The 25,411-nt window shown below is 70.8% G+C and carries 25 protein-coding genes; 15 read left to right on the top strand and 10 right to left on the bottom strand.

The features are described 5' to 3' along the window. Nucleotides 1-25: 25 nt before the first annotated feature. The 3 genes from ABD331_RS09715 (at nucleotide 26) to ABD331_RS09705 (ending at nucleotide 6,102) form a co-directional block, all read left to right on the top strand. Complete coding sequence (locus tag ABD331_RS09715; RefSeq protein WP_344472797.1) at nucleotides 26-3,979, top strand: metallophosphoesterase; 3,954 nt, start codon at nucleotides 26-28, stop codon at nucleotides 3,977-3,979. Nucleotides 3,980-4,040: 61 nt separating this feature from the next. Then, on the top strand, nucleotides 4,041-4,661 hold the full coding sequence (locus ABD331_RS09710; RefSeq protein ID WP_344472795.1) for a hypothetical protein: 621 nt from the start codon (nucleotides 4,041-4,043) through the stop codon (nucleotides 4,659-4,661). 76 nt (nucleotides 4,662-4,737) lie between these two features. Then, on the top strand, nucleotides 4,738-6,102 hold the full coding sequence (locus tag ABD331_RS09705) for a HAMP domain-containing sensor histidine kinase (RefSeq protein WP_344472793.1): 1,365 nt from the start codon (nucleotides 4,738-4,740) through the stop codon (nucleotides 6,100-6,102). A gap of 6 nt (nucleotides 6,103-6,108) precedes the next feature. Here the strand turns inward: ABD331_RS09705 and ABD331_RS09700 are convergent, their stop codons facing one another. Next, entirely contained in the window at nucleotides 6,109-7,311 is a 1,203-nt protein-coding gene (locus tag ABD331_RS09700) for a hypothetical protein (protein WP_344472791.1), read from the bottom strand. Between the two features lie 252 nt (nucleotides 7,312-7,563). Here ABD331_RS09700 and ABD331_RS09695 point away from each other — a divergent pair, with 252 nt between their 5' ends. Then, nucleotides 7,564-7,851 (top strand): hypothetical protein, encoded by a 288-nt coding sequence (locus ABD331_RS09695; RefSeq protein WP_344472789.1) that lies wholly within the window; start codon nucleotides 7,564-7,566, stop codon nucleotides 7,849-7,851. A gap of 3 nt (nucleotides 7,852-7,854) precedes the next feature. On the opposite strand, the gene ABD331_RS09690 is transcribed toward ABD331_RS09695, so the two are convergent. Beyond that, nucleotides 7,855-8,223: an STAS domain-containing protein gene (locus tag ABD331_RS09690; protein WP_344472787.1), complete on the bottom strand. Its 369-nt coding sequence runs from the start codon at nucleotides 8,221-8,223 to the stop codon at nucleotides 7,855-7,857. Nucleotides 8,224-8,404: 181 nt separating this feature from the next. Here ABD331_RS09690 and ABD331_RS09685 point away from each other — a divergent pair, with 181 nt between their 5' ends. Beyond that, the gene (locus ABD331_RS09685; RefSeq protein ID WP_222871639.1) at nucleotides 8,405-8,749 is read left to right on the top strand and encodes a winged helix-turn-helix transcriptional regulator; all 345 of its coding nucleotides are present in this window, start codon (nucleotides 8,405-8,407) and stop codon (nucleotides 8,747-8,749) included. Here the strand turns inward: ABD331_RS09685 and ABD331_RS09680 are convergent. Beyond that, a complete protein-coding gene (locus tag ABD331_RS09680) occupies nucleotides 8,730-9,617 on the bottom strand; it encodes a DNA-3-methyladenine glycosylase family protein (RefSeq protein WP_344472783.1) in 888 nt (295 codons plus the stop codon). The two genes, ABD331_RS09685 and ABD331_RS09680, sit on opposite strands and share 20 nt — an antisense overlap. A gap of 134 nt (nucleotides 9,618-9,751) precedes the next feature. On the opposite strand from ABD331_RS09680, the gene ABD331_RS09675 reads away from it, so the two are divergent. Beyond that, on the top strand, nucleotides 9,752-10,351 hold the full coding sequence (locus tag ABD331_RS09675) for a TetR/AcrR family transcriptional regulator (RefSeq protein WP_344472781.1): 600 nt from the start codon (nucleotides 9,752-9,754) through the stop codon (nucleotides 10,349-10,351). Here ABD331_RS09675 and ABD331_RS09670 read toward each other — a convergent pair. Together ABD331_RS09670 and ABD331_RS09665 are read right to left on the bottom strand one after the other, a co-directional pair. Then, the gene (locus tag ABD331_RS09670) at nucleotides 10,332-11,276 is read right to left on the bottom strand and encodes a MerR family transcriptional regulator (protein WP_344472779.1); all 945 of its coding nucleotides are present in this window, start codon (nucleotides 11,274-11,276) and stop codon (nucleotides 10,332-10,334) included. The genes ABD331_RS09675 and ABD331_RS09670 overlap by 20 nt on opposite strands. 33 nt (nucleotides 11,277-11,309) lie before the next feature. Continuing rightward, nucleotides 11,310-12,008 (bottom strand): SDR family oxidoreductase, encoded by a 699-nt coding sequence (locus ABD331_RS09665; protein ID WP_344472777.1) that lies wholly within the window; start codon nucleotides 12,006-12,008, stop codon nucleotides 11,310-11,312. 81 nt (nucleotides 12,009-12,089) lie between these two features. On the opposite strand from ABD331_RS09665, the gene ABD331_RS09660 reads away from it, so the two are divergent. The 4 genes from ABD331_RS09660 to ABD331_RS09645 all read left to right on the top strand — a co-directional run bounded on the left by ABD331_RS09660 (nucleotide 12,090) and on the right by ABD331_RS09645 (nucleotide 15,264). Further along, the gene (locus ABD331_RS09660; RefSeq protein ID WP_344472776.1) at nucleotides 12,090-12,452 is read left to right on the top strand and encodes a MerR family transcriptional regulator; all 363 of its coding nucleotides are present in this window, start codon (nucleotides 12,090-12,092) and stop codon (nucleotides 12,450-12,452) included. A 41-nt stretch (nucleotides 12,453-12,493) separates the two neighbouring features. Next, entirely contained in the window at nucleotides 12,494-13,309 is an 816-nt protein-coding gene (locus tag ABD331_RS09655; protein ID WP_344472775.1) for a patatin-like phospholipase family protein, read from the top strand. Between the two features lie 25 nt (nucleotides 13,310-13,334). Further along, nucleotides 13,335-14,339 carry a 1-acyl-sn-glycerol-3-phosphate acyltransferase gene (locus ABD331_RS09650; RefSeq protein ID WP_344472773.1) on the top strand — a complete coding sequence of 335 codons (1,005 nt, stop codon included), beginning with the start codon at nucleotides 13,335-13,337 and terminating at the stop codon, nucleotides 14,337-14,339. A 112-nt stretch (nucleotides 14,340-14,451) separates the two neighbouring features. Then, on the top strand, nucleotides 14,452-15,264 hold the full coding sequence (locus ABD331_RS09645; RefSeq protein ID WP_344472771.1) for an SAM-dependent methyltransferase: 813 nt from the start codon (nucleotides 14,452-14,454) through the stop codon (nucleotides 15,262-15,264). 11 nt (nucleotides 15,265-15,275) lie between these two features. Here the strand turns inward: ABD331_RS09645 and ABD331_RS09640 are convergent, their stop codons facing one another. Beyond that, nucleotides 15,276-16,760 (bottom strand): cobyric acid synthase, encoded by a 1,485-nt coding sequence (locus ABD331_RS09640; RefSeq protein ID WP_344472770.1) that lies wholly within the window; start codon nucleotides 16,758-16,760, stop codon nucleotides 15,276-15,278. 125 nt (nucleotides 16,761-16,885) lie between these two features. Between ABD331_RS09640 and ABD331_RS09635 the strand changes: the two genes are divergently transcribed. Then, nucleotides 16,886-18,211, top strand: a complete 1,326-nt coding sequence (locus tag ABD331_RS09635) for an MFS transporter (protein ID WP_344472769.1) — start codon at nucleotides 16,886-16,888, stop codon at nucleotides 18,209-18,211. Between the two features lie 83 nt (nucleotides 18,212-18,294). On the opposite strand, the gene ABD331_RS09630 is transcribed toward ABD331_RS09635, so the two are convergent. Beyond that, nucleotides 18,295-18,576 carry an antitoxin gene (locus ABD331_RS09630; protein ID WP_344472767.1) on the bottom strand — a complete coding sequence of 94 codons (282 nt, stop codon included), beginning with the start codon at nucleotides 18,574-18,576 and terminating at the stop codon, nucleotides 18,295-18,297. A gap of 147 nt (nucleotides 18,577-18,723) precedes the next feature. On the opposite strand from ABD331_RS09630, the gene ABD331_RS09625 reads away from it, so the two are divergent. From ABD331_RS09625 to ABD331_RS09615, 3 genes are read left to right on the top strand one after another with little or no spacing between them, the layout of a single operon-like run. Then, nucleotides 18,724-19,635, top strand: a complete 912-nt coding sequence (locus ABD331_RS09625) for an ABC transporter ATP-binding protein (RefSeq protein WP_344472765.1) — start codon at nucleotides 18,724-18,726, stop codon at nucleotides 19,633-19,635. Then, the gene (locus ABD331_RS09620) at nucleotides 19,613-20,404 is read left to right on the top strand and encodes an ABC transporter permease subunit (protein WP_344472763.1); all 792 of its coding nucleotides are present in this window, start codon (nucleotides 19,613-19,615) and stop codon (nucleotides 20,402-20,404) included. Before ABD331_RS09625 ends, ABD331_RS09620 begins: the two co-directional genes overlap by 23 nt. Beyond that, a complete protein-coding gene (locus ABD331_RS09615) occupies nucleotides 20,404-21,636 on the top strand; it encodes a PucR family transcriptional regulator (protein WP_344472761.1) in 1,233 nt (410 codons plus the stop codon). Before ABD331_RS09620 ends, ABD331_RS09615 begins: the two co-directional genes overlap by 1 nt. A 208-nt stretch (nucleotides 21,637-21,844) precedes the next feature. On the opposite strand, the gene ABD331_RS09610 is transcribed toward ABD331_RS09615, so the two are convergent. Both ABD331_RS09610 and ABD331_RS09605 read right to left on the bottom strand, forming a co-directional pair. Further along, nucleotides 21,845-22,465, bottom strand: a complete 621-nt coding sequence (locus tag ABD331_RS09610) for a LysE family translocator (protein ID WP_344472759.1) — start codon at nucleotides 22,463-22,465, stop codon at nucleotides 21,845-21,847. 36 nt (nucleotides 22,466-22,501) lie between these two features. Next, nucleotides 22,502-23,449, bottom strand: a complete 948-nt coding sequence (locus tag ABD331_RS09605) for a quinone oxidoreductase family protein (protein WP_344472757.1) — start codon at nucleotides 23,447-23,449, stop codon at nucleotides 22,502-22,504. Nucleotides 23,450-23,556: 107 nt separating this feature from the next. Here ABD331_RS09605 and ABD331_RS09600 point away from each other — a divergent pair, with 107 nt between their 5' ends. Then, nucleotides 23,557-24,045, top strand: a complete 489-nt coding sequence (locus ABD331_RS09600; RefSeq protein ID WP_344472755.1) for a hypothetical protein — start codon at nucleotides 23,557-23,559, stop codon at nucleotides 24,043-24,045. Between the two features lie 216 nt (nucleotides 24,046-24,261). Here the strand turns inward: ABD331_RS09600 and ABD331_RS09595 are convergent, their stop codons facing one another. After that, nucleotides 24,262-25,314 (bottom strand): Vgb family protein, encoded by a 1,053-nt coding sequence (locus tag ABD331_RS09595; protein WP_344472753.1) that lies wholly within the window; start codon nucleotides 25,312-25,314, stop codon nucleotides 24,262-24,264. Nucleotides 25,315-25,411: the final 97 nt, after the last annotated feature.

Here is a 25,411-nt window from a genome sequence, read left to right as displayed (position 1 = left end):
AACGTTTGAGAAGGGACTGCACCCGATGCAGCCAACGGCATCACGAAGGTTATTCGAGCGCGGACGGCTGGCCATTGCCGCCACGCTCACCGCACTGCTGGTCAACACCCTGGTGACGGCAGCGCACGCGGACCCGGAGCAGCAGGAGCGGGGCAGGCCGAGCCCCACCCCGACCACCTCCCAGAACCCGCCGGTGCTCACCCCGGCCGACGGCTCCTACCTCGAAGGCACGGTCAAGGCCGCCGCGGTCCCGGTCACGGCCGGCGACAGCGTCACGAAGCTCGCCGTGGACGACGCCGCGATCGAGGGCGCCACCCGTACCGTCGGCGTCTCCAAGCTCGCCTTCGACGTCGGCTCCAGCTCCACCGAGGCGATCTACCACAGCTACGTGCTGGTGAACGGCGCGTACAAGGCCGAGATCGGCAACTACGTCAGCCAGCGGGCGACGCTCGACATCCCCAACGAGCACCTGGTCAAGGGCGAGAACACCGTCGAGATCGTCGTCGGCGCCATCTCGTCGTCCTGCGGCACCAACTACGACGACTTCGTGCTGTCGGACGTGGGCCTCGAACTGCTCGGCGAGATCGCCGACGGCGAGGACAACCCGTACACGCTCTCGTTCGGCGACGGAAGCTGCGGCACGAACACGACGCTGCTCAAGCGGGCCACGCTGAAGTTCTTCACCCAGTCGGACCCGCAGGGCACCACCGGCCTCGCCGCCGACGTGGACACCACCAAGCTGGCCAACGGCCCGCACGTGCTCAGCGCCACCACCGCGGCCGGCGTCACGGTCAAGCACGCCGTGACCGTCAACAACGCCCCGGCCGGCGCGCCGCGCCTGCTGCCCACCGACGGCACGCTCGTCGCGGGCACCAAGGCCGTCTTCGCGACGGTCCCGGCGGGCAGCACGGGCGGCGTCAAGAAGCTCACCGTGGACGGCAAGGAGCCCGTCACCAAGGCGACCCTCGGCAACGGGGCCGCGATGCTCGCCTTCGACGTGGGCGCCGACCCGCTCGACGACAAGAACAACGACTTCCTGCTCGTCAACGGCAAGCGCGTGGACCTCGGCGGCTCGTACGCCAACGGCCGCGCCACCGTCGCCGTCCCGGCCCGCTTCCTGACGCCCGGCGAGAACACGATCAAGGTCGTCGCCGGCGACTACAAGGAGTCCTGCGGCAACGACCGCGACGACTTCACGATCTCCAACCTGGCCCTGACGCTCGACGGCGCCACGGTGACCGGGCAGGGCGTCGAGGCGTCGTACGCGATGGGCGACGGCACCTGCGGCAGCGACCAGGCGGCCAAGCGCGAGGCCGAGCTGCGCTACACCATCGACGCCCCCGCCGTGCACCTCGTCGAGACGCTCGGCTCCGGCGAGGCGAAGCTCAGCTTCACCGTGGGCAGCAACTCGATCGAGGCCCGCTACCAGAGCTACCTGCTCGTCAACGGCCAGAAGGTCATCGTGGACGGCGACTTCGTCAGTAAGCGCGTCGACCTGACGATCCCGAACGAGTACCTGGTGCCCGGCTGGAACACGGTCGACTTCGTGGCCGGCACGTACCCGACGTCGTGCGGGAACAACCGCGACGACTTCGCCATCTCCAACATCGCGCTGACCCCGGCGCAGGGCACCGCCACCGGACAGATGCTGAAGAGCTCGTACAGCATGGGCGACGGCAACTGCGGCGACTCGGTCAACCCGCTGACCGAGATCGACCTGGAGTTCCTCGTCGCTGCCCCGGCCGGCGGCCTGCGCGCCGACCTCGACACCACCGCCATCAAGGACGGCAAGCACACGCTGGCCGCCGAGTCGGGCAGCGGCGAGAGCGCCACCCGCACCCTCATCACCGACAACTCCGCGCCGAAGGTCACCAGGAGCGTCCCGGCAGCGGACGAGAAGATCAGGGCCACGGTCGTGCTGGACGTCAAGCTGGAGGACGCCTCCGGCGTGGTCACCGGGCCCGACGTCAAGCTCGACGGCCGGCCCGTCCAGCTCGGCACCCAGATCGGCCCCGGACTGAAGGCCGGAAAGCACACGCTCTCCGTGACCGGCGCCGACGGGCTCGGCAACACCGCGACGCGCGAGATCGTGTTCGAGTCGGCCGGCATCCCCGACGTGCCCGCCGAGCTGAGCCCGGCGCTGGGCGCCGTGGACGTCTCCGACCCCGCCACTCTCTCGGCCAAGGTGGCCGAGCCGGACGGCGGCCAGGTCACGGCCACGTTCTCGCAGGCCGAGATCCTCACCCCCGACGAGGTCTACCAGGGCACCGCCACGACCCTGCCCACCACGCTCAAGGTGCCAGGCGAGAAGAAGGTCAGGACCCAGGGGCTGGAGCCCGCCGACGGCCGGACCATCGACGCGCCCACCGGCCAGGACCTCGTCTACCAGCGCTTCGACGTCCAGGTGAAGGGCCACGCGGACAGCCCCGTGCTGCGCTGGGAGGGCTCCATCGACCCCGAGCGGCTGGCTTCGCTGCGGGTCTGGAACGCCGAGGCCAAGGCGTGGGACCTGCTGACCAGCTCCCGCGGCGCCGCCGAGGGCAAGACGGCGCTCACGGCCGTCGTGGACCCGAAGTACATCGACCGCCAGAAGGTGCACGTCATGGTGACGGGCGAGGACCCGTTCGCCGACGACATCGAGCCCGGCGACCCCAACGGCTTCGCCGACCCCTCGACGTACGACTTCTCGATCGTGCACTTCACCGACACGCAGTACATCTCCGAAGGCGCGGTCGAGCAGGAGACGGCCGAGGAGCGCGCCGTGTGGGAGTCCGCCTACGCCGGCATCGTGAACTGGATCAAGGACAACAAGGACCAGCGGAAGATCTCCTACGTCGCGCACACCGGCGACATCATCGAGAACAACATCCGCAAGCCCGCCGACGAGGCCATGCAGCGCCAGATCACCGGCGAGTTCGAGGTGTCCTCGAAGCAGCAGCGCGTGCTGGACGACGCCGGCATCCCCAACGGCGTCATCGCCGGCAACCACGACAACCAGTCGGGCACCGAGGAGGGCCCGGGGGCCATGTACAACCAGTACTACGGCCCTTCCCGGTACCAGACGGCCGCGCAGGGCTGGCAGCACGCCGAGTACGGCGGCCCGTGGAAGGAGGGCGACAACCAGAACCACTACGACCTGTTCTCCGCGGGCGGGCTGGACTTCGTGGTGGTCGGCCTGTCGTACGGGGTGACGAGGGACGAAGCCGAATGGGCCGACTCGATCTTCAAGAAGTACCCCAACCGCAACGGCATCCTGCTCTCGCACGACTACCTCGTGCCGAGCACCAACCCCGACGGGCGCGGCGCGGGCTTCTCCGCCCCCGACGGCTCGATGTTGTACAAGACGGTCGTCGAGAAGAACGCGAACGTCTTCCTCATCCTCGCCGGCCACGAGCACGGCGTGGGCACCAACGTCAAGCCGAAGGTCGGCCAGGTCGGCAACGGGGTCGTGGAGCTGCTGGCGGACTACCAGTTCTACACGGTCTCCGCCGACCGGCTCGGGCTCACCGAGATCGGCGGGTACAACCCGGCCGACCAGCTCCAGTTCGGCGCCAGCTTCCTGCGGATGCTGCAGTTCAACGTCAAGCGCTCGGAGCTGATCGTCGACACGTTCTCGCCGCTGCTCAACGAGTTCGGCGCGACCGAGTACGACCCGCTGCGCCGCTACAACGGCCTTGAGGACAACATGGTGCTGCCGGTCGACCTCAGCTCGCGCACGACGAGCCTGCAGACCGACTCGCTGGCCGTCTACAAGCCCACCCGCGTCATCGGGCGCGACCGGGTCGCCTCCGGCCAGGTCGCCTCCGTCAAGTGGGACCGGCTCAAGGACGACACGGCCTACGCCTGGTTCGTCACCGCCCGCTCCGCCGGCGGCGGCGTGACCGCGTCCGAGCCGAGCGTCTTCGTCACCAAGGACGAGCACGGCCGCCCCGGCAGGTGGGACGCCGGCTCGCCCATGCACCGCTGGTTCAACCGCTAGACGAACCTGCCGCCCCGGGCCCCGCGTCCGGGGCGGCAGCCCTTTTTCGCTGGAGATGCACATGTCCCGCTGGCTGCCCGCCATCGCGCTGCTGGCCGTCCTGCTGCTCCCCGCCCCCGCCGCCGCACACGATGCTTCCACGATCGCCCGTGCCGAGGTGACGGGCACGGGGGTGAACGTGCGGGTCGTGCTGGACCTCGAGTACGACGTCCTGATGAAGTCGGCCTGGCTGTACGCCTCCGCCTACGACGCCGAGGAGCGGGCCGAGCAACTGCGGCAGCTCGCGCTCAACCGCGACGCCGTGGCCGAGTACGTCACCCGCCGCTTCGCCGTCGCCTACGACGACCGGCCCTGCGCCCCCTCCCTGACCCGCGACGCCGACGTGCGCACGCGCGAGAAGAAGAGCTTCGCCGTGCTCGCCTTCGCCTTCGCCTGCCAGGGCGAGCCGGGCGGCACGCACGCCGTGTCCAGCGCGCTGTTCCCGGACGCGGAGACGTTCGTGCACAGCACGGAGACGGTCGTCCGGTACGACCTCGACGGGGAGCGCGGCTCGGCGGTCCTGGTCGCGGAGAGCCCGACCCTGAAGGTGGGGGAGCGGGCGGAAAACGGCCTGCCGAACTGGCTCCTCCTGGCCGTGCTCGCCGCCGCGGCCCTCCTGCTGATCAGGCGGCTACGCCGGTAGGCGGATTTGTCGGGGAATCTCCCGAGGTTGGCGGCGAACACGCCCGCTGTGTTCTGCTGATCCTCGGGGGAGGGGCGTGAGCAGACGGTTGGGCCGGTCCTTGCGGACGCGGCTGGCACTGTTGGCGAGCATCGCGATGTTGCTGCTGAACGTCATCGTGAGCGCCTTCGTGCTGTTCGGCATCCGCAACGAGGTGGCCGAGATCAAGGTGCGGGAGGTGTCGGGCCGGACGGTGCCCGTGCTGCTGCGGGTCAAGCGCGACAAACTGCCGCGGGTGCTGCCCCAGGACGGGCTCGACGGCCTTCAGGTGGTGGACCCGCGAGGCCGCCCGGTGGCCTGGTCGCCGAGCCTGGCGGGGGCGCCGCGGCTGACGACCGAGCTGCCGCGCCGCAACATGGCCAACGACTTCGCCAAGCTCTGCGACCTGCCCCGGTTCCCCGGTGAGTGCAAGACGGTCGTGGCGCTGGTGGCGTACCAGCCGGAGGGCGAGTGGGTGATCTACGGCGTCGGCCCGGCCGTGCCGTGGTACGTCGCGCCGCAGGTCGTCGCGTTCCAGGCCGCCGTGACGGCCGCGCTGGTGGCGCTGGCCTGGTTCGGGGTCTCCCGGGTGGTGGCCAGGACGTTGCGGCCGGTCAGCAGCATCACCAAGCGGCTGGCCGAGATCAGCGAGGGCGGCGGCGGGATGCGGATGCCCGTGCCCGAGACGGACGACGAGATCAGGGCGCTGGCCGAGACGGGCAACCGCATGCTGGAGCGGCTGGAGTCGGCGCTGCAGCAACTGCAGGTGGCGATGGAGCGGCAGCGCCAGTTCGCCGCCGACGCCTCCCACGACCTGCGCAGCCCCATCACCGCGATGCGCGCCCAGATCGAGGACGCCCTGCTGCACCCCGAGGACACCGACTGGCCGGAGACCGGCAACGAGGTGCTGACCAGCCTGGATCGGCTGCAGGCGATCGTGGCGGACCTGCTCACGCTGAGCAGGCTGGACGCGGGCGCGCCCGACGAGCGCGAGCCGCTCGACCTGAGCGAGCTGGCGGCGGCCGAGACGGCCAGGCCGCGCTCCAAGCAGGTCGTCACCACGTTGCAGACCGGCGTGACGGTCAACGGCGACCGGCTGCAACTGGCCCGCCTGCTGACGAACCTGCTCGACAACGCCGAGCGGCACGCCGAGTCGCAGATCATCGTGACCGTGCGGCGGCAGGGCGACGAGGCCGTCCTGGAGGTGGTGGACGACGGGACGGGGATCGCGCCCGAGCACCGCGAGCTGGTCTTCCAGCGCTTCGCGCGGCTCGACGCCTCGCGCAGCCGCGACGCGGGCGGCACCGGGCTGGGCCTGCCGATCGCCCGCGAGATCGCCACCTCGCACCTCGGCACGCTCACCATCGAGGACTCCGGCACCGGCGCCCGCTTCGTGCTCAGGCTGCCGGTGCAGGAGGCCTGACGCCTGTCAGCGATGCGACTGCAGGCTGTGAATGGGGTGCTCGCCCTCGGTCTGCAGCCGGTACTCCTCGCCGGACTTGGCGCGGTTGTCGTCGATGATCCGCTCCGAGGGCGCCTTCTCGCCGCCCATCAGGGCGTCCTGCATCTTCTCGAAGCGCTCGTGGGCCTCCTGCACGTAGCCGGTGCCCAGCGTGGTGTAGTCGATCTGGGTGGCGATCAGCTCCCGCAGGTAGGCCTTGTTCGGCTCGAACGTGACCGGCGCCGGCAGCTCGGGCGCGCACACCTGCTCGGGGTCGCGGCCGTCGTGCTTCTTGAACAGCTCGGCGGCCAGCCGCAGGTGCTCCAGCTCCATGTTCAGGTGCAGCTCCCAGATGTTCTTCACCTTCGGGTCGGACTCGGTCTCCAGGAACGAGTGGTACAGGTAGCACTCGTTGTACTCGTGGTTGAGCAGCATCTCCCACCAGCTCTCGCCCGGGTCGACCAGCGACTCGTAGTGGGTGACGTGCTCCTCCTCGATCAGGCCGATCTCCTGGTAGAGCTGGCGGGCGATGGGCTCCATGTAGGTGGGGCCGACGTTCATGTAGAAGTTCATCGTCTGCTGCTCGGCCGACATGATCGTCAGCGCGTGCAGCTTGCTGATCGGCGCGGTGTTCTCCCGGTCGTAGGGCTCGCGCACGTTGTCCACCGGGTCGCGGTGGTGCAGGTAGGTGGGCCGGCCCGGCATGACCTCGGTCAGGCCGTCGACGATCTTCTCGGCCTTGCGGTGCTCGATCATCTCGTACAGGTTGGCGTACCGGTACAGGTGGTCGAAGTCCTCTAGCACGCCGAACTGGTAGGCCTGCTTGAGGTAGGCGTCCGGCTCCATCCGCGCCACCCAGGCGGTCAGGTCCACCGCCACCTGCTCGTAGGCGATCGTGGTCTCCAGCACCGAGGCCAGGCCGGGCAGCAGCCAGTTGACCGCCTTCTGCTGCTGGGCCTCGATGTAGCGGACCCGGGCGAGCTGCTGCTTGAGCTCCAGGTCCGGGCAGTGCCGGGCGAGCTGGTGGCTGAACAGGATCGCCTCCACCTCGATCCCGTTCATCGTGATGATGCGGCACCGGGTGTAAGGGTCGGCGTGGTCCGGGTCGATCGGCGTGACGTTCAGCTCCCGCCAGTTCCTGAGCTGCTTGTCCAGCGGGATGCCCCGCTCGCGTAGTGGATTGAAGGTCATGTCCGTGACTTCCTCAGCGCTCGTCGTCGGCGTGCGACCTGTCCGCGCGCCCTACCCGAGGCTTCCCGGCTCAATCTCCGCGCGCCCTCGGCGCAACCTCCGGATCCGGTAAGGGATCTCCGCCGCGCTCCCGGGCGTCGTCGGGCAAGATCCTCTGACGGCGTCGCCGCGCCATGCTGCGGCATGACTGACCTCGCGGCGATCGGGGCATGGATCTCCGCACCAGGGTTGCGAGACCGGAGGGAGATCCACATGGACCAGCGGGGCATCGGCGGCGGAGACGTCCGTACCGTTGACGGGCGAGGGCCCGGACGCGTCCGCTGCACGCCTCCCGCCGCCGCCGAGCTGTTCGAGATCGCCGTACTGGACACCACAGGCGACGACGGCGAGGCGCGCTGGCACACGATCGGCTGGGGCGTGGACCGAGGTCACGCCGACAGCATCGCGGAGGCGTACGTGACGCGCCCGCTGTGCCCCTACGACGAGGCGCAGGTACGGCACAACGGTCACCTGGTGGGGGTGCACCGCCGCCCGGAGTAGCCGTCAGGCGGGCTCTGACGGGTTGACCAGGTCGAGGTCCGCGACCGCGGCGATGGCCTGCTCCACGTGGTCGTAGATCGTCACGGCGCGCTCGGCCCCGGTGATCTCCAGCAGGCGGGCCGGCATCGCCTGGAGCCCGGTCACGTGCACGCCCACGCCGTGGGCGCGCGCGAGCATGGCCGCGGCCAGCAGGACGGCCAGGCCCGAGCTGTCGAGGAACGACAGCTCGCTCATGTCGATGATGAGGTGCTCGTCCAGCCGTGCGCGGTGCTGGTCGATGTACTCCTCGAGCTGGGCGGAGGTCGTGGTGTCGACCTGCCCGGCCACGGCGATCAGCGTGGCGCCCGGGAGGTGGCGACAGGTGAGGTTCACGGGCACTCCTGGCGGTGGATGGAGCGGTGGTGGGGTCAACTGTTACCGCGGGTCTGCCTGCGTCGACCGCAACTCTATGCCCGTAGGTAGATACCGGAAAGACTTTTCGTCATAGGATCTTCGCGAAAGGTGTTTCGCTTGCCCGTCAAGGGCCGTGATCGGGGCCGAAGAGGCGAAGGACGTGAGCACAGCCGACGACAGAACGTCCAGCTGGACGTTCCTCACCCACCATGCCCGGGTGCTCGTGGAGATCGCCCGGGATCCCGACATCCGGCTGCGTGACATCGCCGCCGGGATCGGCATCACCGAGCGCGCGGTGCAGAACATCGTGCGCGACCTGCTCGAAGGCGGCTATCTCAACCGCGACAAGATCGGGCGGCGCAACCGCTACACCCTCAACCTCGACCAGCACTTCCGCTACCCGACCGAGGCAGCCCTGCCCATCAGCCTGCTGATCGACATCTTCACCCAGCACGACCTGCCGCGCGGCAGCAAGGCCGACGGGCTCACTCCCGATCGTCCATGACGCCGTACGCCGTCGCCCTGAACAGGAACGACGCCCACGAGCGGTAGGGCCGCCACGAGTCGGCGAGCTTCCTGTAAGCGGACGGCGGCGCGTCCTCCGCGAGCCCGTACGCCTCGCGCAGGATCGCGAACAGCCGCGGCTCGTCGCCGGGGAACGCGTCGGGGGCGCCCGCGCCGCGGATCAGGATCAGCCCCGCGGAGAACGGCCCCACGCCGGGCAGCGCCCGCAGCTCGGCCAGGGCCTCCTCAGGGGCGAGCGAGCGCAGGTGCTCGGTGGTCAGCAGGCCGTCGAGCGCCGCCCTGGCCAGGCCGCGCACCCACTCCTCCTTCTGCGCGGGCAGCCCGAGCCCGCCCGCGTCGAGCAGGGAGACGGGCGGCGGGAAGGCGGTGCACGGCTGCCCGTCCACCTCGACGCGCGCGCCGTACCGCTCGGCGATGCGCTGCTTGATCCTGGACGCGATCAGCATCGAGGAGCGCTGCACGATCACGGCCCAGCAGGCCGCCTCCCACGGGCTCCAGAAGCACACCGGGCGCAGGCCGGGGCGCAGCCGCTGCAGGTCGCCGAGCACCGGGTCGGCCTCGCCCAGCTTGGCGAAGCCGGCGCCGTCCACGTCGAGCGACAGGATCCGCGCCACCTCGCCCCGGATGCCGGGCCCGGCGGGGCGGGTGGTGGTGACCGTCACGCCGCCCGGCGCGCCCGTCACGCTCACGCCGATCGGCCGCCAGTCGGACTCCGCGCTGTAGGCGAAGCGCAGCGTCGTGCCGTCGGAGGGCAGCGCGCTCGTGGCGGGCCAGTCCTCGACGAAACGCAGCGAGTCGGCGAAGTCGAACGGCCCCTCGGCGGTCAGCGTGAATCCGTGCGTGGTCATGCGCGTATGGTAGGCGCGCCGTGCGACTACAGGCGGCAGCTGATCTCCATGCCGTCCTCCACCGGGAACGGGACACTCTGGTAGCCGTTGGCCGGTCGCGCACGTGGCCGAGGTAGGGCCGGACGCTGTCGAAGGTGGTGTCGTCGGCGGCGACGAGCGTGTCGCGGGCGTCGCCCTCCAGCACGGTGACCACGTCCGCCAGCCCGGTCTCGGCGAACGTGCGGCCGAGCGCCGCCTCCACGCGAGGGTCTTGGCGTCACCACGGCAACCGGCACGGCCGCAGTGAGGCCGCCCGGCAGGCGGTGCTCCAGGCGACCGACGACCTGCTGGCCGCGAAGGGCTTCGCGGGCGTCACCATGGAGGGCATCGCCGCGCGGGCCGGAGCCGCCAAGCAGACCGCCTACCTCGGCCGGCTCGCCCACGTGCTGAGCGCCACCGACACCGGGGCCGTGTTCAAGGCGCTGATCGCGCAGGCTCAGCACGACCCGGTCTTCGGGGCCGACTTCCGGGCCCGCTACCTCGACGAGCAGCGGCGGCGCGACCGGCTGCCGCTGGAGCGGGCCGTGGCGCGGGGGGAGCTGCCCGCCGATCTTGACGTGGCCGCCGAGACGGATCGGCTCGTGGGGCCGCTCTACTACCGTGTCCTGGTCACCGACGAGCCGATCGGCGGTGAGTACACCGATCGGCTCGCGGGGGACTTTCTGCGGCGGGTGGTCAGCGCAGCGCCTCAGTGAACCAGGCGAGTGCCGGGGCCAGGGGTCGCGGTGGTGGCCAGGCGTTGATCACGGCCAGCAGGTGGACGTACCGGTCCCAGCGCGGGTCGCCGGCCGTCTCCAGGCGGGTGGCCAGCGCCTCACGCTCCTCGCCGGTGGCCGTGACGAGCGCCGCGACGTACGGCTCCGCCTCCGGGGAGGCCGGGTCGAGGCCGGCCGCGAGGGCGGGGGCGGCGAGATCGCGTGCCATGGCGGCCGGGCCGGGCCGCAACACGGGCTCCCGGACGCGATCGCCTGCGCTGTCGCGTGCCCCGCCGCCTGCGCGGCCCTTGGCGCGTCCGGCGCGGCGGTCGGCGGCGTGGTCCGACGCGATGCGGCGCATCGCGGCGCGGAACGCCGGGTCGCGGGACAGCTCCGCCAGCTCGATCCAGGCCTCCACCTGCTCGTCCGACGGATCGTCCGGCAACTCGGGCGTCAACGAGGTCATGACCCCCGCGAATCCATCGCCCAGGCCGCCGAACGTCTCGGCGAGGAAGTCGCCGATCAGGCGGTGCCGCTCGTTCTCCGACAATCTGGCCAGCTCGTGCATCAGTTCCATCTCCTCCGGTGTGGAGCCGCGCCTGGCCACCGCCGTCAGCACCGCCCGCCGCAGCCGCAGCGTGCGGATCTGCGCCGCCAGGGCCTCGGCGTGCGCGGCCGCGACCTGCGGCAGCGACGTTTCCCGGTCCACCACCTTGCGGATGGTGGGCAGGTCGAGCCCGAGGTCGCGCAGTGTGCGCACGAGGTCCAGGCGGGCGGCGGCGGCGAGGTCGTACAGGCGGTAGCCGGCGGGGCTGCGGCAGGTGGGCGGCACGATCCCCGCGTCGGAGTAGAACCTGACGGTCTTGACCGTCAGCCCGGTGCGCCGGGCCAGGTCGCCGATCGAGTAGAGCGTGTCCCCGTCCATGCGCTCACTCTGGCGTCTCCCCTCGGTGGAGACTCAAGCGGCGTCGTAGAACGCGCGCGGGTCGCCGGCCAGCGACGCCTTGACGTGCGCGGACCACTGGTCGACCACGACCTCGTACGCGTCCGCTTCGACGCCGTCGAGCGCCGCCCGCGCGACGTCCGCCGGGTCGAGCAGGTCGCCCTCGTAGCCGGCCATCATGTCGGTGTCGGCGGCGCCCAGGTGCACGCCGGTGACCAGCGTGCCCTGGCCGCGCAGCTCCAGGCGGACGCCGTTGGTCAGGCTCCACGCGGCGGCCTTGGCCGCGGCGTAGGCGTTCGCGCCGTCGTAGGAGAACCACGACAGCGCCGACAGCACGTTCACGATCGCGCCGCCGCCGCCCGCGCCCAGGACGGGGGCGAAGGCGCGGACCATGGCGAGCGTGCCGTAGAAGTTGGTGTCCAGCTCCAGGCGGATCTGGTCGAGGTCTCCGGTGACGAGGTTCGTGTACGTGGAGACGCCCGCGTTGTTGATCAGCAGGGTGACGTCTCCCGCGGCCTCGGCCGCCGCCGCCACCGAGGCCGGGTCGGTGATGTCGAGCCGCAGCGCCTCCACGCCGGGCAGGTCGATGCGCTCGGGGTCGCGCGCGGCGGCGTACACCTTCTTGGCGCCCCGCTCCTGGAGCTGCTGGGCGAAGTGGCGGCCGATGCCGCGGTTGGCGCCGGTGACGAGCGCGACCGATCCAGAGATGTCCATGGCTTCCTCCTGTCGAGTGACCTGCGGATACGCTAAAACCTGACGTTGACGTCAGAGGCAAATCGTTGTGAGGGGGATCACGTGCGGATCGGTGAGCTGGCCGCCAGGACCGGGGTGAGCGTGCGCGCGCTGCGCTACTACGAGGAGCAGCGGCTGCTCGTCGCCGAGCGCAGCCCGAGCGGGCAGCGGGTGTATCCGGACAGCGCCGTGGACCGGGTGTCGATGATCCAGCACCTCTACGCGGCCGGGCTGCCGAGCAAGGCGATCGAACCGCTGATGCCGTGCGTGATGTCGGGGGAGGTGACGCCCGAGCTGCTGAAGCGGCTGCGGGCGGAGCGGCAGCGCATCGACGAGCGGATCGGCGATCTGGTCGGCACCCGAGACCGGCTCGACTCGATCATCTCCGTGGCCGCCGCCTACGAGGGAGGCGTCTGCCCGAGGTGAGCCCGTTATGAGCAGTCCGCCGGAGGGTACAGAATTCCTCCATGGCCGGGACCGCGTTCGTGCTGGGTGGCGGCGGCGTGCTCGGCGCTTACGAGGTGGGCATGCTGCGAGCGCTCGACGAGGCGAGCATCCGTCCCGACCTCGTCGTGGGCACCTCCGTCGGCGCGCTGAACGGCGCCGTCATCGCCGCCGACCCCGCTGAGGCCGTCTCCAGGCTGACGGGCCTGTGGCAGTCCGACGTCGTCCGTACGGCGTTCGCCGGGTCCTGGGTGTCGCGGTTGTCCACTTTGGCCAGGACGGGCACCCACCTGCACCCGATGGGCCCGCTGCGCGCGGTGCTGAGCAGGACGGTGGAGGTCGCCCAGATCGAGGAGCTGGCCGTGCCGTTCCAGTGCGTGGCGGCCTCGGTCGAGCGGGCGGCGGCGCACTGGTTCGACGGCGGGCCGCTGGTGGACGCGGTGCTGGCGTCGTGCGCGGTGCCGGGGCTGCTGCCGCCCGTCGTGATCGGCGGCGAGCACTTCTACGACGGCGGCCTGGTGCACAGCATCCCGATCGGCAGGGCCGTGCAGCTCGGCGCGGAGCGGGTGTACGTCCTGCACGTCGGCCGCGTCGAGCGCCCGCTGTCGCCGCCCAGGCGGTTCTGGGAGGTGGGCATGGTGGCGTTCGAGATCGCCCGCAGGCACCGGTTCGCCGAAGACCTGGCCACGCTGCCGCCGGGCGTGGAGGTGCACGTGCTGCCGACGGGCGTGACCGAGCCGCTGTCGCCGCTGCGCTACCGCGACGTCTCGCAGATCTCGGCCTGCATCGACCGGGCGTACCAGGCTTCTTCCAGCTACCTGCGGAACAGGGCAGGATGAAGAGGTAGCCCTGAAGGAGGCCCGGGTGCTTCCACCTCGGATCGTGCGCCGGCTCGTGCTGGCGCCCCTGGTCATCGTGCTGACCGTGTTCATGGTGGTGACGCTGCCGCTGTGGCTGGTCGTCGCGGCCGCCGCCGCGCTCCGGCTGCCGCCGCCGCAGCGCAGGAGCGCGCGGTTCGTCTGGTTCGCGGTGGTGTGGCTGACGCTGGAGTCGGCCGTGCTGGTCGCCTGCGCGTGGTTGTGGGTGGCGGGCGGGGCCCGGCGGCAGGAGCGTCACTACGCGCTGATCAAGTGGTTCCTGGAGAAGGTGTTCACAACCGCCGTGCACATCTTCCAGCTTCGTGTGGACATCGAGGAGCCCGAGCTGGCGGCGGGGGAGGGCCAGCAGGTCAAGCCGATCATCGTGCTGTCCAGGCACGCGGGCCCCGGCGACTCCTTCCTGCTGATCCATCACCTGCTGGAGCGCTACGAGCGCCGGCCGCGCATCGTGATGAAGGCCGCGCTCCAGTACGATCCCTCGCTCGACGTGGTCATCAACCGCCTGCCGAACGCGTTCGTCCCCCGCAAGTCCGGCCACACGCTGGTGATCGAGGAGATCCGCCGCCTGTCCGCCACGATGACCGGCCAGGATGCCCTGGTGATCTTCCCCGAGGGCGGCAACTTCACCCCGCGCCGCCGCCAGAAGGCGATCGCCCGCCTGGAGGAGAAGGGGCTGCTCGCCGAGGCCGAGCGGGCGCGCGGCATGGACCACCTGCTCCCGCCGCGCCCGAACGGCGCCATCGCGGCCATCGAGGCGTGCCCGTCGGCGGACGTCGTCTTCGTCGCGCACACCGGCCTCGACGACCTGGTCACGATCCGCGACATCTGGCGCTACCTGCCCGTCCGCGCACATATCACCGCCAAGTGGTGGCGGGTGCCCGCCTCCGCCGTCCCCCGCGAGCGGGAGGACAGGATCCACTGGCTGTACGACCACTGGGAGCGCATCGACGAGTGGATCACCGCCCAGCGCATGCCCGCCAGGCACGGTTGAGAGCTTCGGTGGCGATTCGTCCCTCATGCCCGGCTGTGGGCGTCTATGTTGATCTCTGACAGCAAGAGCACGGACTGACGGCACGAGCATGGACGCCGACGGGGAGGCACGAATGGGCGAGGGACCCGAGATCGACAGGGCGGCGGGGCTGGCCCGCATCGACACCTCAGTCCCGCACCCGGCCCGCGTGTGGGACTACTGGCTGGGCGGCAAGGACAACTACGCGCCCGACCGCGAGGTCGGCGACCAGATCGTGAAGGTCATGCCTGACCTGCCGGTCAACGCCCGCGCCGAGCGGGAGTTCATCGGCCGCGCCGTGCGCTTTCTGGCCGGTGAGTGCGGCGTCGACCAGTTCCTGGACGTGGGCACGGGAATCCCGACGGAGAGCAACACCCACGGCGTGGCGCAGTCGGTCAACCCCGCCGCCAAGATCGTGTACGTCGACAACGATCCCATCGTGCTCGTCCACGCCAGGGCCCTGCTGGTCGGCACCGAGGAAGGCCGAACCGACTATGTCGACGCCGACCTGCGCGAGCCCGAGCCCATCCTGCGCGAGGCCGCGCGGACGCTCGACTTCTCCCGCCCGATCGCGCTGATGCTCATGGGCGTCCTGGAGTTCGTCCCCGACGCGGGTCAGGCGCACGCCGCGGTCGGCACGCTGGTCAAGGCGCTGCCGCCGGGCAGCTACCTGGCGATCGCGCACAGCCTGCGCAGCCCGTCCATGGAGGAGGCCGCCGCCCGGTGGAATGCCAGCGGGGCGACGCCGCTCGCGTTGCGTTCCGAGGAGGAGCTGCTGGCGTTCTTCGACGGCCTGGAGCTGGTGGAGCCGGGGCTGGTGTCGCTGCCGAAGTGGCGGCCTGAGCCTGACACGAGCTTCACCGACCGCGAGGTGTTCCAGTACGGCGTCGTCGGCCGCAAGCCGTAACGTTCGGCCGCCTATACGGTGCCGGGCGGGAGTGTGGGCATGCCCCGCGGCGGGCCCTGCTCGATGAGGCGGAGCAGCGCGTCCGTGTCGAGGTGCTGCTCCACCAGGTCGCCGAGCGCGTCGAGCCGCTGCTCGCGCAGCCCCGCGAAGTCGGTCGCCGGGTCGGGGACGAAGTCGCGCCCCGCCCGCGCGGCCACGTCGGCGAGGAAGGCGCGGCGGAAGCCGTCGTTCTCCAGGGCGCCGTGCCACGTGGTGCCCCAGACGTCGCCGACCCGGCAGCCGTCGAGGAACGGCTCGCCGCCCTCGACCGTGGCGACCCCGTGGTGGATCTCGTAGGCCCGCACCGGCTGCCCGTAGGCCGTGCCCTCGGGCCTGGCCAGGCGCTTGTCCCGGCCGAAGCGCACCCGTACGGGCAGGATGCCCAGCCCTTCGACGCGCCCCGCGCCCGACTCGACCTCGTCCACGATCTCCCCGGCGAGCATCTGGTAGCCGCCGCAGATCCCCAGCACCGGCCCCTTCCTGGCGTGCAGGGCCGCCGCCAGGCCGGTCTCGCGCAGCCAGGCCAGGTCGGAGACGGTGGCGCGGGAGCCGGGCAGCACGACCAGGTCGGCGTCGTCCAGCTCGGCGGGGTCGGTGGCGAACCGCACCACGACGCCCGGCTCGGCGGCCAGCGCGTCCACGTCGGTGAAGTTGGAGATCCTGGGCAGCCGCACGACCGCCACCCGCAGGGTCTGCCGTCCGTACGGGGGGCGCACGGCGACGCGGCGGTTGTCGAGGGCCAGTGAGTCTTCGACGTCCAGCCAGAGCCCGTCGAGCCAGGGCAGCACCCCGTACACCGAGCGCCCGGTCAGCTTCCTGATCATGTCGAGCCCCGGCTCCAGCAGCTCCTTCGCGCCCCTGAACTTGTTGACCACGAACCCGGCGACGTGCGACTGGTCGGCGGCGTCCAGCAGGCCCACCGTGCCGTAGAACGCGGCGAACACGCCGCCCCTGTCGATGTCGCCGACCACGATGACCGGCAGGTTCGCGGCCCTGGCCAGGCCCATGTTGGCGAGGTCGCCGCGGCGCAGGTTGATCTCGGCGGGGCTGCCCGCCCCCTCGCACACCACCACGTCGTACCGATGACGCAGCCGCTCCAGCGCCTCCAGGGCGGTGTCGCGCAGCAGGTCCTTGAGCGCGCCGTACTCCATGGCGTCCACGTCCGCCACCGGGCTGCCCATGAGGACGACCTGGCTGCGGCGGTCGCTGCCCGGCTTGAGGAGGATCGGGTTCATGTCGGCGACGGGTTCGAGGCCGCACGCCTGCGCCTGCATGGCCTGGGCCCGGCCGATCTCGGCGCCGCCGGAGGTGACGTACGAGTTGAGCGACATGTTCTGCGCCTTGTAGGGCGCCACCCGGATGCCCTGACGGGCCAGCCAGCGGCAGATGCCGGCCGTGACCACGCTCTTGCCCGCGTCCGACGTGGTGCCCGCGACCAGCAATGCCCCCTTGACCATGCGATCAACGTAACATGGCGGGAATTTCCCGAAATTCCCCCTTCACGAACGCTGTGACTTCTGCCACTCTGGCTAGAACATTGCCCTAGAACTCAATTCTAGATTTACCTACGGAAAGGGTGGGCATGGTCGGGACGTTCGGTTCGCCGCGCACAGGCACCATCGACGCGCAGTCCCGCGCGCCATTCGGCTGGGCACCCCTCGTGGTGCTCTTCATCGTCGGACTAGTGGACCGGATCGAGCACAACCTGCTGTCGGGCGTGCTCCCGCTCATCCAGAAGGAATGGGGCTTCAGCGACACCGCCGCAGGCTCCATCCCGACGGCCGCCGCGCTGGCCGCCGTCGTGGTGTCGCTGCCCGCCGGCTACCTGGCGGACCGCTTCAGCCGCACCCGCATCATCGCGATCGTCGTCTTCTGCTGGGCCATCGCCACCCTCGGCTCCGGCCTCGCGACCGGCTTCGCGATGTTCTACCTCATGCGGGTGTTCCTGGCCGCGGCAGAGAACATCGACAACCCGGCCGCGGGCAGCCTGCTCGCCGACTACTACCCGCCGGTCAGCCGGGCCAAGGCGTACGGGCTGACGCGCGTCACCACGTACCTCGGCGGCGTCGGCACCCTGCTCGGCGGGGTGCTGGCCGACGCGTTCTCCTGGCGCACGGCGTTCCTCATCATGGTCGTGCCAGGCGTGCTCACGGCGGTGCTCGTATGGTTCCTGCGCGAGCCGCGGCGCGGCGAGCTCGACCGGCTCGTCGCCACCGGCGAGGCCGCCTCCGAGCCAGACGACGTGCAGCAGCCGCAGGTCAAGCCGCCGTTCTGGGCGCAGCTCCGCCAGGTGGTGGCCATCCCCACGCTGCTGTTCGTCTGCGCCGGCCTGGCGCTGCTCAGCCTCGGCCTGGCCGGCGTCTTCTTCTGGCTGCCCACGCTCATGGTGCGCGGCTTCGGCGCCAGCGTGGGCGCGGCCGGCTCCATCAGCGGCCTGATCACCATCGCGGGCACGCTGATCGGCACCCTCGTCGGCTCCTGGCTGGGCAGGAAGTGGCACGGCACCCGCAAGGGCGGCAGGCTGCTGGCGGGCGGCAGCGGCATCACGGCCGGCTCGCTGGTGCTGGCCGCGGCGCTGTCCATGGACTCCCTCGCCGGGCTCACGGCCCTGGTGCTGGTGGCCTGCTCGCTGATGTCGATCGCGATCCCCAACATGACCGCCTGCCTGGCCGACGTCGTCCCGGCCGCCTCGCGCGGCATCGGCTTCGCCGTCCTGCAGCTCCTGCTCACGTTCGGCACCGCGTTCGGCTCGCTCGTCGTCGGCATCGCCTCCGACCAGTTCGGGTCGCTGCTGTCCGGCATGTACGTCCTGGTCGTCCCCATGGCCATCGGCGGCCTGCTCACGCTGGGAGCCAGGGCCTCGTTCGAGCGCGACGCGCGCAAGGTCATGGAGGCCGCGGGCCGCTGACCACGGCATGGGAAGGGGGCGCGGCCCGGCCACGCCCCCTTCGCTCAGCCCTCTTGGCCAGCGCTCTTGGTCAGCGCTCTTGGTCAGCCTCGCCGCTCGCGCTCCTCCTGCGAGTACGGCTGAGCGGGCTGCTGCTGAGGCGGGTACGGCGGCCGTTGCGTGTTCCCAGGGCCGCTCTCGCCGGGCCCGCCGCCTCCGTAGCGGCGCTGCACGGCGTCCACACCCTTGGTGATCTGGTCGTCGTACTTGTGCCCGGTGCGCTCCTTCACGTACCGCTCGGCGCGGTCAAGCACCTGGTCGGCCTGCTTGGAGTGCCCTCTGGCAAGGTTCTCCGCCTTCTTCAGCCAGTCTCCTATGCGGCTCATGACCCATTCCCCGTTCCTTCAGACTCCGGTCCTTGCCCCTACCCCGGTAACCCCGGTTGATGTTTGCCGGGCTCCGGAAGCGAACCCGGGCACAAGCTGCCGTACCTTCTCCATGACGCCAGGCCCGGCAAGCGGGACGATGCGGGCATGACAGCAGTAGTGCAGGCCGAAGGGCTGACCAAGTACTACGGCAGGCGCCGGGGCCTGGAAGATCTCACGCTGGACATCCAGCCTGGGGAGATCTTCGGTTACCTGGGGCCGAACGGCGCGGGAAAGACCACCACATTACGGCTCCTGCTCGACGTGATCAGGCCCACCCGCGGCACGCTGCGCGTGCTCGGCGGCGCCCCGCGCGAGCCCGCCACCCGCGCCAGGATCGGCTACCTGCCGGGCGAACTCGTCCTGGAAGGCCGCGACCGCGCCGCCGACTACCTGCGCTTTCTCGGACGGGTGCGCGGCGGCGTGCCGGCCTCCCGCATCGAGGCGCTGGCCGAACGGTTCGACGCCGACCTGAACGTGCCGATGCGCAAGCTCTCCAAGGGCAACAAGCAGAAGATCGGGCTGATCCAGGCGTTCATGCACGAGCCCGAGTTCGTCATCCTCGACGAGCCCACCATGGGGCTGGACCCGCTGGTGCAGCAGGAGTTCCTGGCGCTGGTGCGCGAGGTGCGCACCTCGGGGCGTACCGTCCTGATGTCCTCGCACGTGCTGGCCGAGGTGGAGAGCGTCTCCGACCGCGTCGGCATCGTCCGCGCGGGCCGCCTCGTCGCCGTCGAGAACGTCGCCGCGCTCCGCGAGAAGGCCGTGCGCAGGGTCGAACTGCACTTCGAGTCGCCCGTCCCCGCCTCCGCCTTCGCGAACCTGCCGGGCGTGCGGGACCTGCGCGTCGAAGGGGCCGGCGTACGCTGCACCATCGACGGACGGCCCGACGCGCTCATCAAGGCGGCTGCCGCGTTCACGGTCGTCCACCTGGTCAGCGCCGAACCCGACCTCGAAGAGATCTTCCTGACCTACTACAGCGGCGAAGGGGAGCACGATGATCGCCAGAAGCCTGCGTGACCACCGGCGGATGCTGATCTGGTGGACCATCGGCATCAGCGCCTTCATCGCCCTGTACCTGAACGTCTACGCCAGCGTCAAACAGAATCCCGAGGTGTACGGCCCCGCCGCCGCCGCCAAGTTCCCCGGCCCGCTCCGCGACCTCATGGGCGGCATGACCGACATGGTCACCGGCGCCGGCTACCTCCAGACGGTCGTCTACCAGCTCTTCGTCCCCATGCTGTTCATCGCCTGCGCCACCCTCCTGGCCAACCGGGCACTCGCCGGGCCCGAGGAGACCGGCACGCTGGAGCTGATCGTCACCCTGCCGGTGGACCGGCGGCGGCTCGTCCTCGACAAGCTCGCCGCCCTGGCCCTCAGCCTCCTCCTCGTCGCCGCCGGGACGTTCGTCGTCGCCGCTGGGATCAGCGCCCTCGTGGACACGGGGGTGCCGCTCGACCGGATCCTCGCCGGGCACACCGGGGTGCTCCTGCTCGGCCTCTTCTTCGGCACCGTCGCCCTCACCGTCGGCGCCGCCACCGGCCGCCGGCTCGTCGCCTCCGCCGTCGTCGGCGTGTGGGTCGCGACCGGCTACACCGTCGTCACCGTGGGCCGGTCCGTGGACGCCATCGCCTGGCTGAAATGGGTATCGCCGTTCCACTACTACGCCGAAGGACGGCCCATCTTCGAAGGGTTGCCCGTGGGGGACTACCTTGTTCTGGCGGGGGCCACGGCCGTGCTCGCACTCACCGCGGTGCTCGCCTTCGACAGGCGTGACGTAGGAGTCTGATGGCGATCTCCGAGCCGGCCGCCGACCTGCTCAAGGGGCACTGGCAGCGGCTGGCCGACCACGCGGCGACCGGTCGCCTACCCGGCCGCGAGGCCCTGGACGCCTACCGCGCCGCCGGGACCAGAGCCGCCGAGCTGGGTGTTCCGCTGCGTTCGCTGGTCGATGCCGCGCTCGCCGCCGGGGAGGGGGTGCCGGGGGTGGTACCTGTGCTGCGGAGGGCTGTTCATGCGTTGATGGAGGGGTATGAGGCGGCGCAGCTTGCTGCCCTTCGTCGTGAGGAGGGGGCGCGGCGGGAGTTCGTGGATGATCTGCTGCAGGGGCGGGCTGAGCGGTTGGCTGAGCGGGCTGAGCATTTTGGGTTACGGCTGGCGGAGTCTTATGTGGTGGCCGTGGCACGCGGGTTGCGCCCCGGCGGCGGCTCCGAAGACGGCCATGGCTGTGGAAGCGGCGGCTCTGGAACTGGCCATGCCTTTGGAAGCGGCGGCTCTGGAACCGGCCGTGACTTCGGGGGCGGCGGCCAGGACGGCCGTGGCTTCGGGGGCGGCGGCCAGGACGGCCGTGGCTTCGGAAACGGGGATCAGGACGGCGATGGCCTCGGAGACAGCGCTGGGGACGACTTCGGCGGCACCGCACCGGACTGGGGCAGGATCGAACGCGACCTGATCGCCCGCTTCGGCTCCCACAACGTCCTCATCGCCGTACGCGACACCCTCCTCGTCTGCGTGGCCCCCGCCACCCTCCCCGCCGCCGTGGGCGAATTCACCCACCACGTACGCGCCCGCTTCCCACCCGGCTGGCGCGTCGGCGTCGGCCGCCCCCACCGCGGACCCGGGGGCGTCGTGACCTCCTACCGCGAGGCAGCCCAAGCCCTGGAACTCGCCGACGGCCTCCGCCTCGCCACCGACGTGGTCAAGGCCGCCGACCTGCTGGTCTTCCCAGTACTGCTACGCGACAGAAGCGCCATAGAAGACCTGGTGACCAGCGTGCTCAGCCCGCTGCTGGAGGCGCGAGGCGGCCACGAGCCGCTGCTGGAGACGTTAGAGGCCATCTTCGCCTCCCAGGGCAACCAGACGGCCGCGGCCCGGCGGCTGAAGGTCAGCGCCCGGGCGGTGACGTACCGGCTGGAACGCATCCGCCGCCTGACCGGCTTCTCACCCGACGACCCGACCCAACGCTTCACCCTGGAAACAGCCGTCCTGGGCGCCCGCCTCCTCGGCTGGCCCTCCACCTGACCAGCCCCCCGCCCGCCCAACCGACAACCCGCACCCCGTCCCCCACCGCAACCCCCTGACGGCAAGCCACCCAGCCCTTCACAACGGGCCGCCCCGCCCAGTCACGCATGGCAAGCCACCCACCGCCAGCCACCCAACCGCACGCGCCCCAGCTACCCGCGCCCCAGCCATAGGCCGCCCGGCCACTCACGGCGAGGTCGTACCCTGCTCACTCACTCACGGCGAGCCGGACGCCGAACCCCACGATCACCACGCCGGTCAGCCGGTCGAGGAACCGCCGGACAGCGGGCGACCGCAGCACCCCACCCATCCACGAAGCGAACCCGATCAGCAGCACACTCCAAACCAGCCCCTCCACCACATGCACCCCGGCCAACGCCAGCCCCATCAGCGCATGCGGCGCCCCCTCGGGAATGAACTGCGGCAACATAGCCACATAGAACGCCCCCACCTTGGGATTCAGCAGGTTGGTCAGCAGCCCGCGCCGCAACCCCTTCCCGAAGCGCATCTCCTCGGGCCGCTGCTCCTCAGGAAGCCGCTCACGCCTGGTCAGCAACATGCGCACCCCCATACACACCAGGTACGCCGCCCCGACCCACCGCAGCACGTCATAGGCAAGCTGCGAAGCCGCCACCAACGCCGACAGCCCGGCGGCGGTGAGGACGCCCCAGCAGAGCGTCCCGAGCTGGATCCCCAGCGTCACCCCCCAGGCGGGCCGCCGCCCACCCAAGAGGGACGTACGCAGGATCAGGGCCGTGTCGAGGCCGGGAGTCATCGTCAGCAGAGCGACCACGGCGGCGAACGACCAAATTGATCCTGCGATGTCCATGAACGGGAGGCTACAGCAGCGCCAAATGCGGATATTTCAGGGAATGAGAAGCAGCTTTCCGGTGGTGCGGCGAGCCGCCAGGTCCTCGTGCGCCTGCCGCGCGTCGGCCAGCGCATAACGGTGCGAGATGTTGATCGCGAGCTGCCCGGCGGTGATCCACCCGAACAGGTCGGAGGCCCGCTGCAGCAGCTCCTGCCGCTCCGCGATGTAGTGGACCAGCGTCGGCCGGGTGAGGAAGAGCGAGCCCTGCTTGTTGAGCGTCTGCGGGTCGAACGGCGGGACGGGCCCGCTGGCGGCACCGTACAGCGCCATGAGGCCGCGCGGACGCAGCGCCTGCAGCCCGCCGTCGAACGTGGACTTGCCGACACCGTCGTACACCACGTCGATCGTGCCGTTCAGCGCCTCGGCGAAGTCCTCGTACCGCAGCACCTCGTCCGCCCCGGCCGCCCTGGCCAGCTTCTCCTTCTCGCCGGTGGAGACCGTGGTGAACACCTTGGCGCCCTTGAGCTTGGCGAGCTGGATCAGCAACTGCCCCATGCCGCCGGCTCCGGCGTGCACGAGCACCTGGTCGCCCTCCTTGACCTCATGCGTGGAGTGCGTCAGGTAGTGGGCCGTCATCCCCTGCAACATCGCCGCGGCCGCCACCTCGGCCGACACGCCCTCCGGCACCGGCACCAACCGGTCAGCGGGCACGACGGCCTTCTCGGCGTAGCTGCCGAGCACGTTCGCCCACGCGACGCTGTCGCCCACGGCGACGTCCCGCACCCCCGGCCCGACGGCCGACACCGTGCCCGCCCCCTCCGAGCCGATGGGGGTGGGGAGGGACAGGGGGTATGCGCCTGAGCGGTGGTAGATGTCGATGAAGTTCACGCCGGCGGCGGCGACGTCGACCACGACCTCACCCTCGCCGGGGACAGGATCGGGGCGCTCGACGTACTCAAGGGCCTCGGGGCCGCCTGGGGTGGACACGATGATGGCATGCATGGTCCTAGTCAACTCCTCTCCTCGGGATCAATGCCACCCGGGCCGCGCCCCGTACGCTCCATGCCGACATCTCGCGGCATCGTTCGCGCCTGAAGGAGTGCAGCCGCATGGCGAACCTGCTCCACAGCCTGATCGACCACATCTCCATCGACCTGGGCGAAACGTTTCTCATCACCGAGATCACGAACGGAGAGATCACCGGCGACCCCGGTCCGGGTGACATCCCTCCGAACGGCAACTCGGACCTACGCGTGGGCCTCAGCGGCCTCCTCCTGACCAGCCGGGTCGATCAAGGCGACCAGCACTTCGTCCGTTATGAGCTGTGGGACGCCCGCCCGGACGCGCCGGAGGCCTGGGACGAGATCTGGATCGGCGAGTTACGGATCGACTCGGGGACGATCGCGATCGCGGAGTGGAATTCCTGGAGTGAGCCGATGGAGTTCCCGGTCTTCGATCTCGGAGAGACAGGATCGACCTGGTCCATCCGGGTGCTCACCAAGGTCATGAACAACACCGAGGAGCCGGACTTTCCCGAGGACATGTTCGTGGTCCAGCTCTACCGGCTGCAACTTTGGCTGGCGCCGGCGGCCATGTGAAAGGCGAGGGCCGCCGGGGATCGCGTCTGCCCGCCGGGATGCTCGGCTGCGCGCGCCGGTCCCCATCCTGCCGATCCCCTTTCTACGGTGAGTTCGACTTCTACGGTGCGTTCGACCGTAATCCGGTGAAGCTCGGGGGCACTCCTGCCGCACCGAGTAGCAGCGGCGGTCAGATGTGCCTTCGTGGGCATCGGCGATGTCCAGCTCCAGGACCGGCTACCGGCTACCGGCGCCGTTGGCCGGTCGGGCTGTTCGAGATCGGCCGGGTGCCAGCGCCGTTGGCCGGTCGGGCCGTTCGAGACCGACCGGTTGCTGGCGCTGTTCGTCGGTCAGGCCGTTCGGGGATCGACTGGTTGCAGGCGCTCCCGGTGTGGTCAGCCGAGGCGGGCCAGTGCGCCGGCCTCCAGCGCGACCCAGATCGCCCCATCCGGCCCGACAGTCAGCCCATGCGGCTCGGCCTTCCGCTGCTCCTTCTGCCCGTCCGGCTGATCCTCCGCTTCGCCCGGAACGCTGGGCAGCGGGTGCTCCTCGATGACGCCCTCGACGGTGATGCGGCCGACGCGGTTGGCCGCCCACTCCGTGAACCACAGCGCACCATCGGCCCCCGCGACGATCGCATGCGGCCGCGCCCCCCCGATCGGGAAGCGGGAACTCGGTGATCTTCCCGTCGGCGTCGATCCGCCCGACCTGCCCCGCCCCGATCTCGACGAACCACAGGGCCCCGTCAGGCCCGAGGGCGATCCCCACCGGCGCCGCTCCCTCGGTGGGCAGCGGGTACACGGTGACCTCGCCCGTCAGCGAGATGCGCCCGATCGCGTTGCCCTGATTGAGCGTGAACCACAGGGCGTCGTCGGGCCCAGCCGTGATGAACGACGGCATACCGCCCTCCACCGGCACCTCGAACTCGCTCATCGCCCCATCGGCGCCGATCCGCCCGATCTTCGTGGCTTCGAGCTGGGTGTACCACATCGCTCCGTCCGGGCCTGCGGTGATCCCGTACGGTGTGGCGGCTTCGTGGACGGTGAGCTGTCCGTCGGTGGTGATGCGTCCGATGCGTCCGCCCTTGTACTCGGTGAACCACATCGCGCCGTCGGGCCCCGGTGTGATCACGGTCGGTAGTCCGTCGGCTGGGTCGAGCTGGTGGATCGTGGGCTCCTCGCCCGGTACCAGCCTGCCGACGCATCCCTGGTGGACGAGCGTGAACCAGATGGCTCCGTCGGTGGCGGTCGTGATGCCGTACGGCGCACCTGCGTCGATCTTGGTCAACATGTGTGTCCCCCCGATGGTGGTGGTGGCTCTGGACGGTTGCCCGTTCGTGGCGGTCGAGGTCTTGGTCGAGGTGGCCCGGGTTTCGGGTGGAGCGGAC

Origin of the sequence: Nonomuraea monospora (genome assembly GCF_039531895.1) — a bacterium.
Lineage (GTDB): Bacteria > Actinomycetota > Actinomycetes > Streptosporangiales > Streptosporangiaceae > Nonomuraea > Nonomuraea monospora.
The sequence above is the reverse complement of the archived record's forward strand: the minus strand, read 5'-3'. Positions and strand labels throughout refer to the sequence as shown.

Bases quoted from the DNA above. Each gene is read 5' to 3' on its own strand.
- ABD331_RS09670 (WP_344472779.1), bottom strand. From the start codon at position 11,276: ATGGACGGGGACACGCTCTACTCGATCGGCGACCTGGCCCGGCGCACC.
- ABD331_RS09625 (WP_344472765.1), top strand. From the start codon at position 18,724: ATGACAGCAGTAGTGCAGGCCGAAGGGCTGACCAAGTACTACGGCAGG.
- ABD331_RS09680 (WP_344472783.1), bottom strand. From the start codon at position 9,617: ATGACCACGCACGGATTCACGCTGACCGCCGAGGGGCCGTTCGACTTC.
- ABD331_RS09605 (WP_344472757.1), bottom strand. From the start codon at position 23,449: ATGCATGCCATCATCGTGTCCACCCCAGGCGGCCCCGAGGCCCTTGAG.
- ABD331_RS09710 (WP_344472795.1), top strand. From the start codon at position 4,041: ATGTCCCGCTGGCTGCCCGCCATCGCGCTGCTGGCCGTCCTGCTGCTC.
- ABD331_RS09640 (WP_344472770.1), bottom strand. From the start codon at position 16,760: ATGGTCAAGGGGGCATTGCTGGTCGCGGGCACCACGTCGGACGCGGGC.
- ABD331_RS09630 (WP_344472767.1), bottom strand. From the start codon at position 18,576: ATGAGCCGCATAGGAGACTGGCTGAAGAAGGCGGAGAACCTTGCCAGA.
- ABD331_RS09655 (WP_344472775.1), top strand. From the start codon at position 12,494: ATGGCCGGGACCGCGTTCGTGCTGGGTGGCGGCGGCGTGCTCGGCGCT.
- ABD331_RS09615 (WP_344472761.1), top strand. From the start codon at position 20,404: ATGGCGATCTCCGAGCCGGCCGCCGACCTGCTCAAGGGGCACTGGCAG.
- ABD331_RS09635 (WP_344472769.1), top strand. From the start codon at position 16,886: ATGGTCGGGACGTTCGGTTCGCCGCGCACAGGCACCATCGACGCGCAG.
- ABD331_RS09610 (WP_344472759.1), bottom strand. From the start codon at position 22,465: ATGGACATCGCAGGATCAATTTGGTCGTTCGCCGCCGTGGTCGCTCTG.
- ABD331_RS09700 (WP_344472791.1), bottom strand. From the start codon at position 7,311: ATGACCTTCAATCCACTACGCGAGCGGGGCATCCCGCTGGACAAGCAG.
- ABD331_RS09620 (WP_344472763.1), top strand. From the start codon at position 19,613: ATGATCGCCAGAAGCCTGCGTGACCACCGGCGGATGCTGATCTGGTGG.
- ABD331_RS09665 (WP_344472777.1), bottom strand. From the start codon at position 12,008: ATGGACATCTCTGGATCGGTCGCGCTCGTCACCGGCGCCAACCGCGGC.
- ABD331_RS09715 (WP_344472797.1), top strand. From the start codon at position 26: ATGCAGCCAACGGCATCACGAAGGTTATTCGAGCGCGGACGGCTGGCC.
- ABD331_RS09645 (WP_344472771.1), top strand. From the start codon at position 14,452: ATGGGCGAGGGACCCGAGATCGACAGGGCGGCGGGGCTGGCCCGCATC.
- ABD331_RS09695 (WP_344472789.1), top strand. From the start codon at position 7,564: ATGGACCAGCGGGGCATCGGCGGCGGAGACGTCCGTACCGTTGACGGG.
- ABD331_RS09595 (WP_344472753.1), bottom strand. From the start codon at position 25,314: ATGTTGACCAAGATCGACGCAGGTGCGCCGTACGGCATCACGACCGCC.
- ABD331_RS09600 (WP_344472755.1), top strand. From the start codon at position 23,557: ATGGCGAACCTGCTCCACAGCCTGATCGACCACATCTCCATCGACCTG.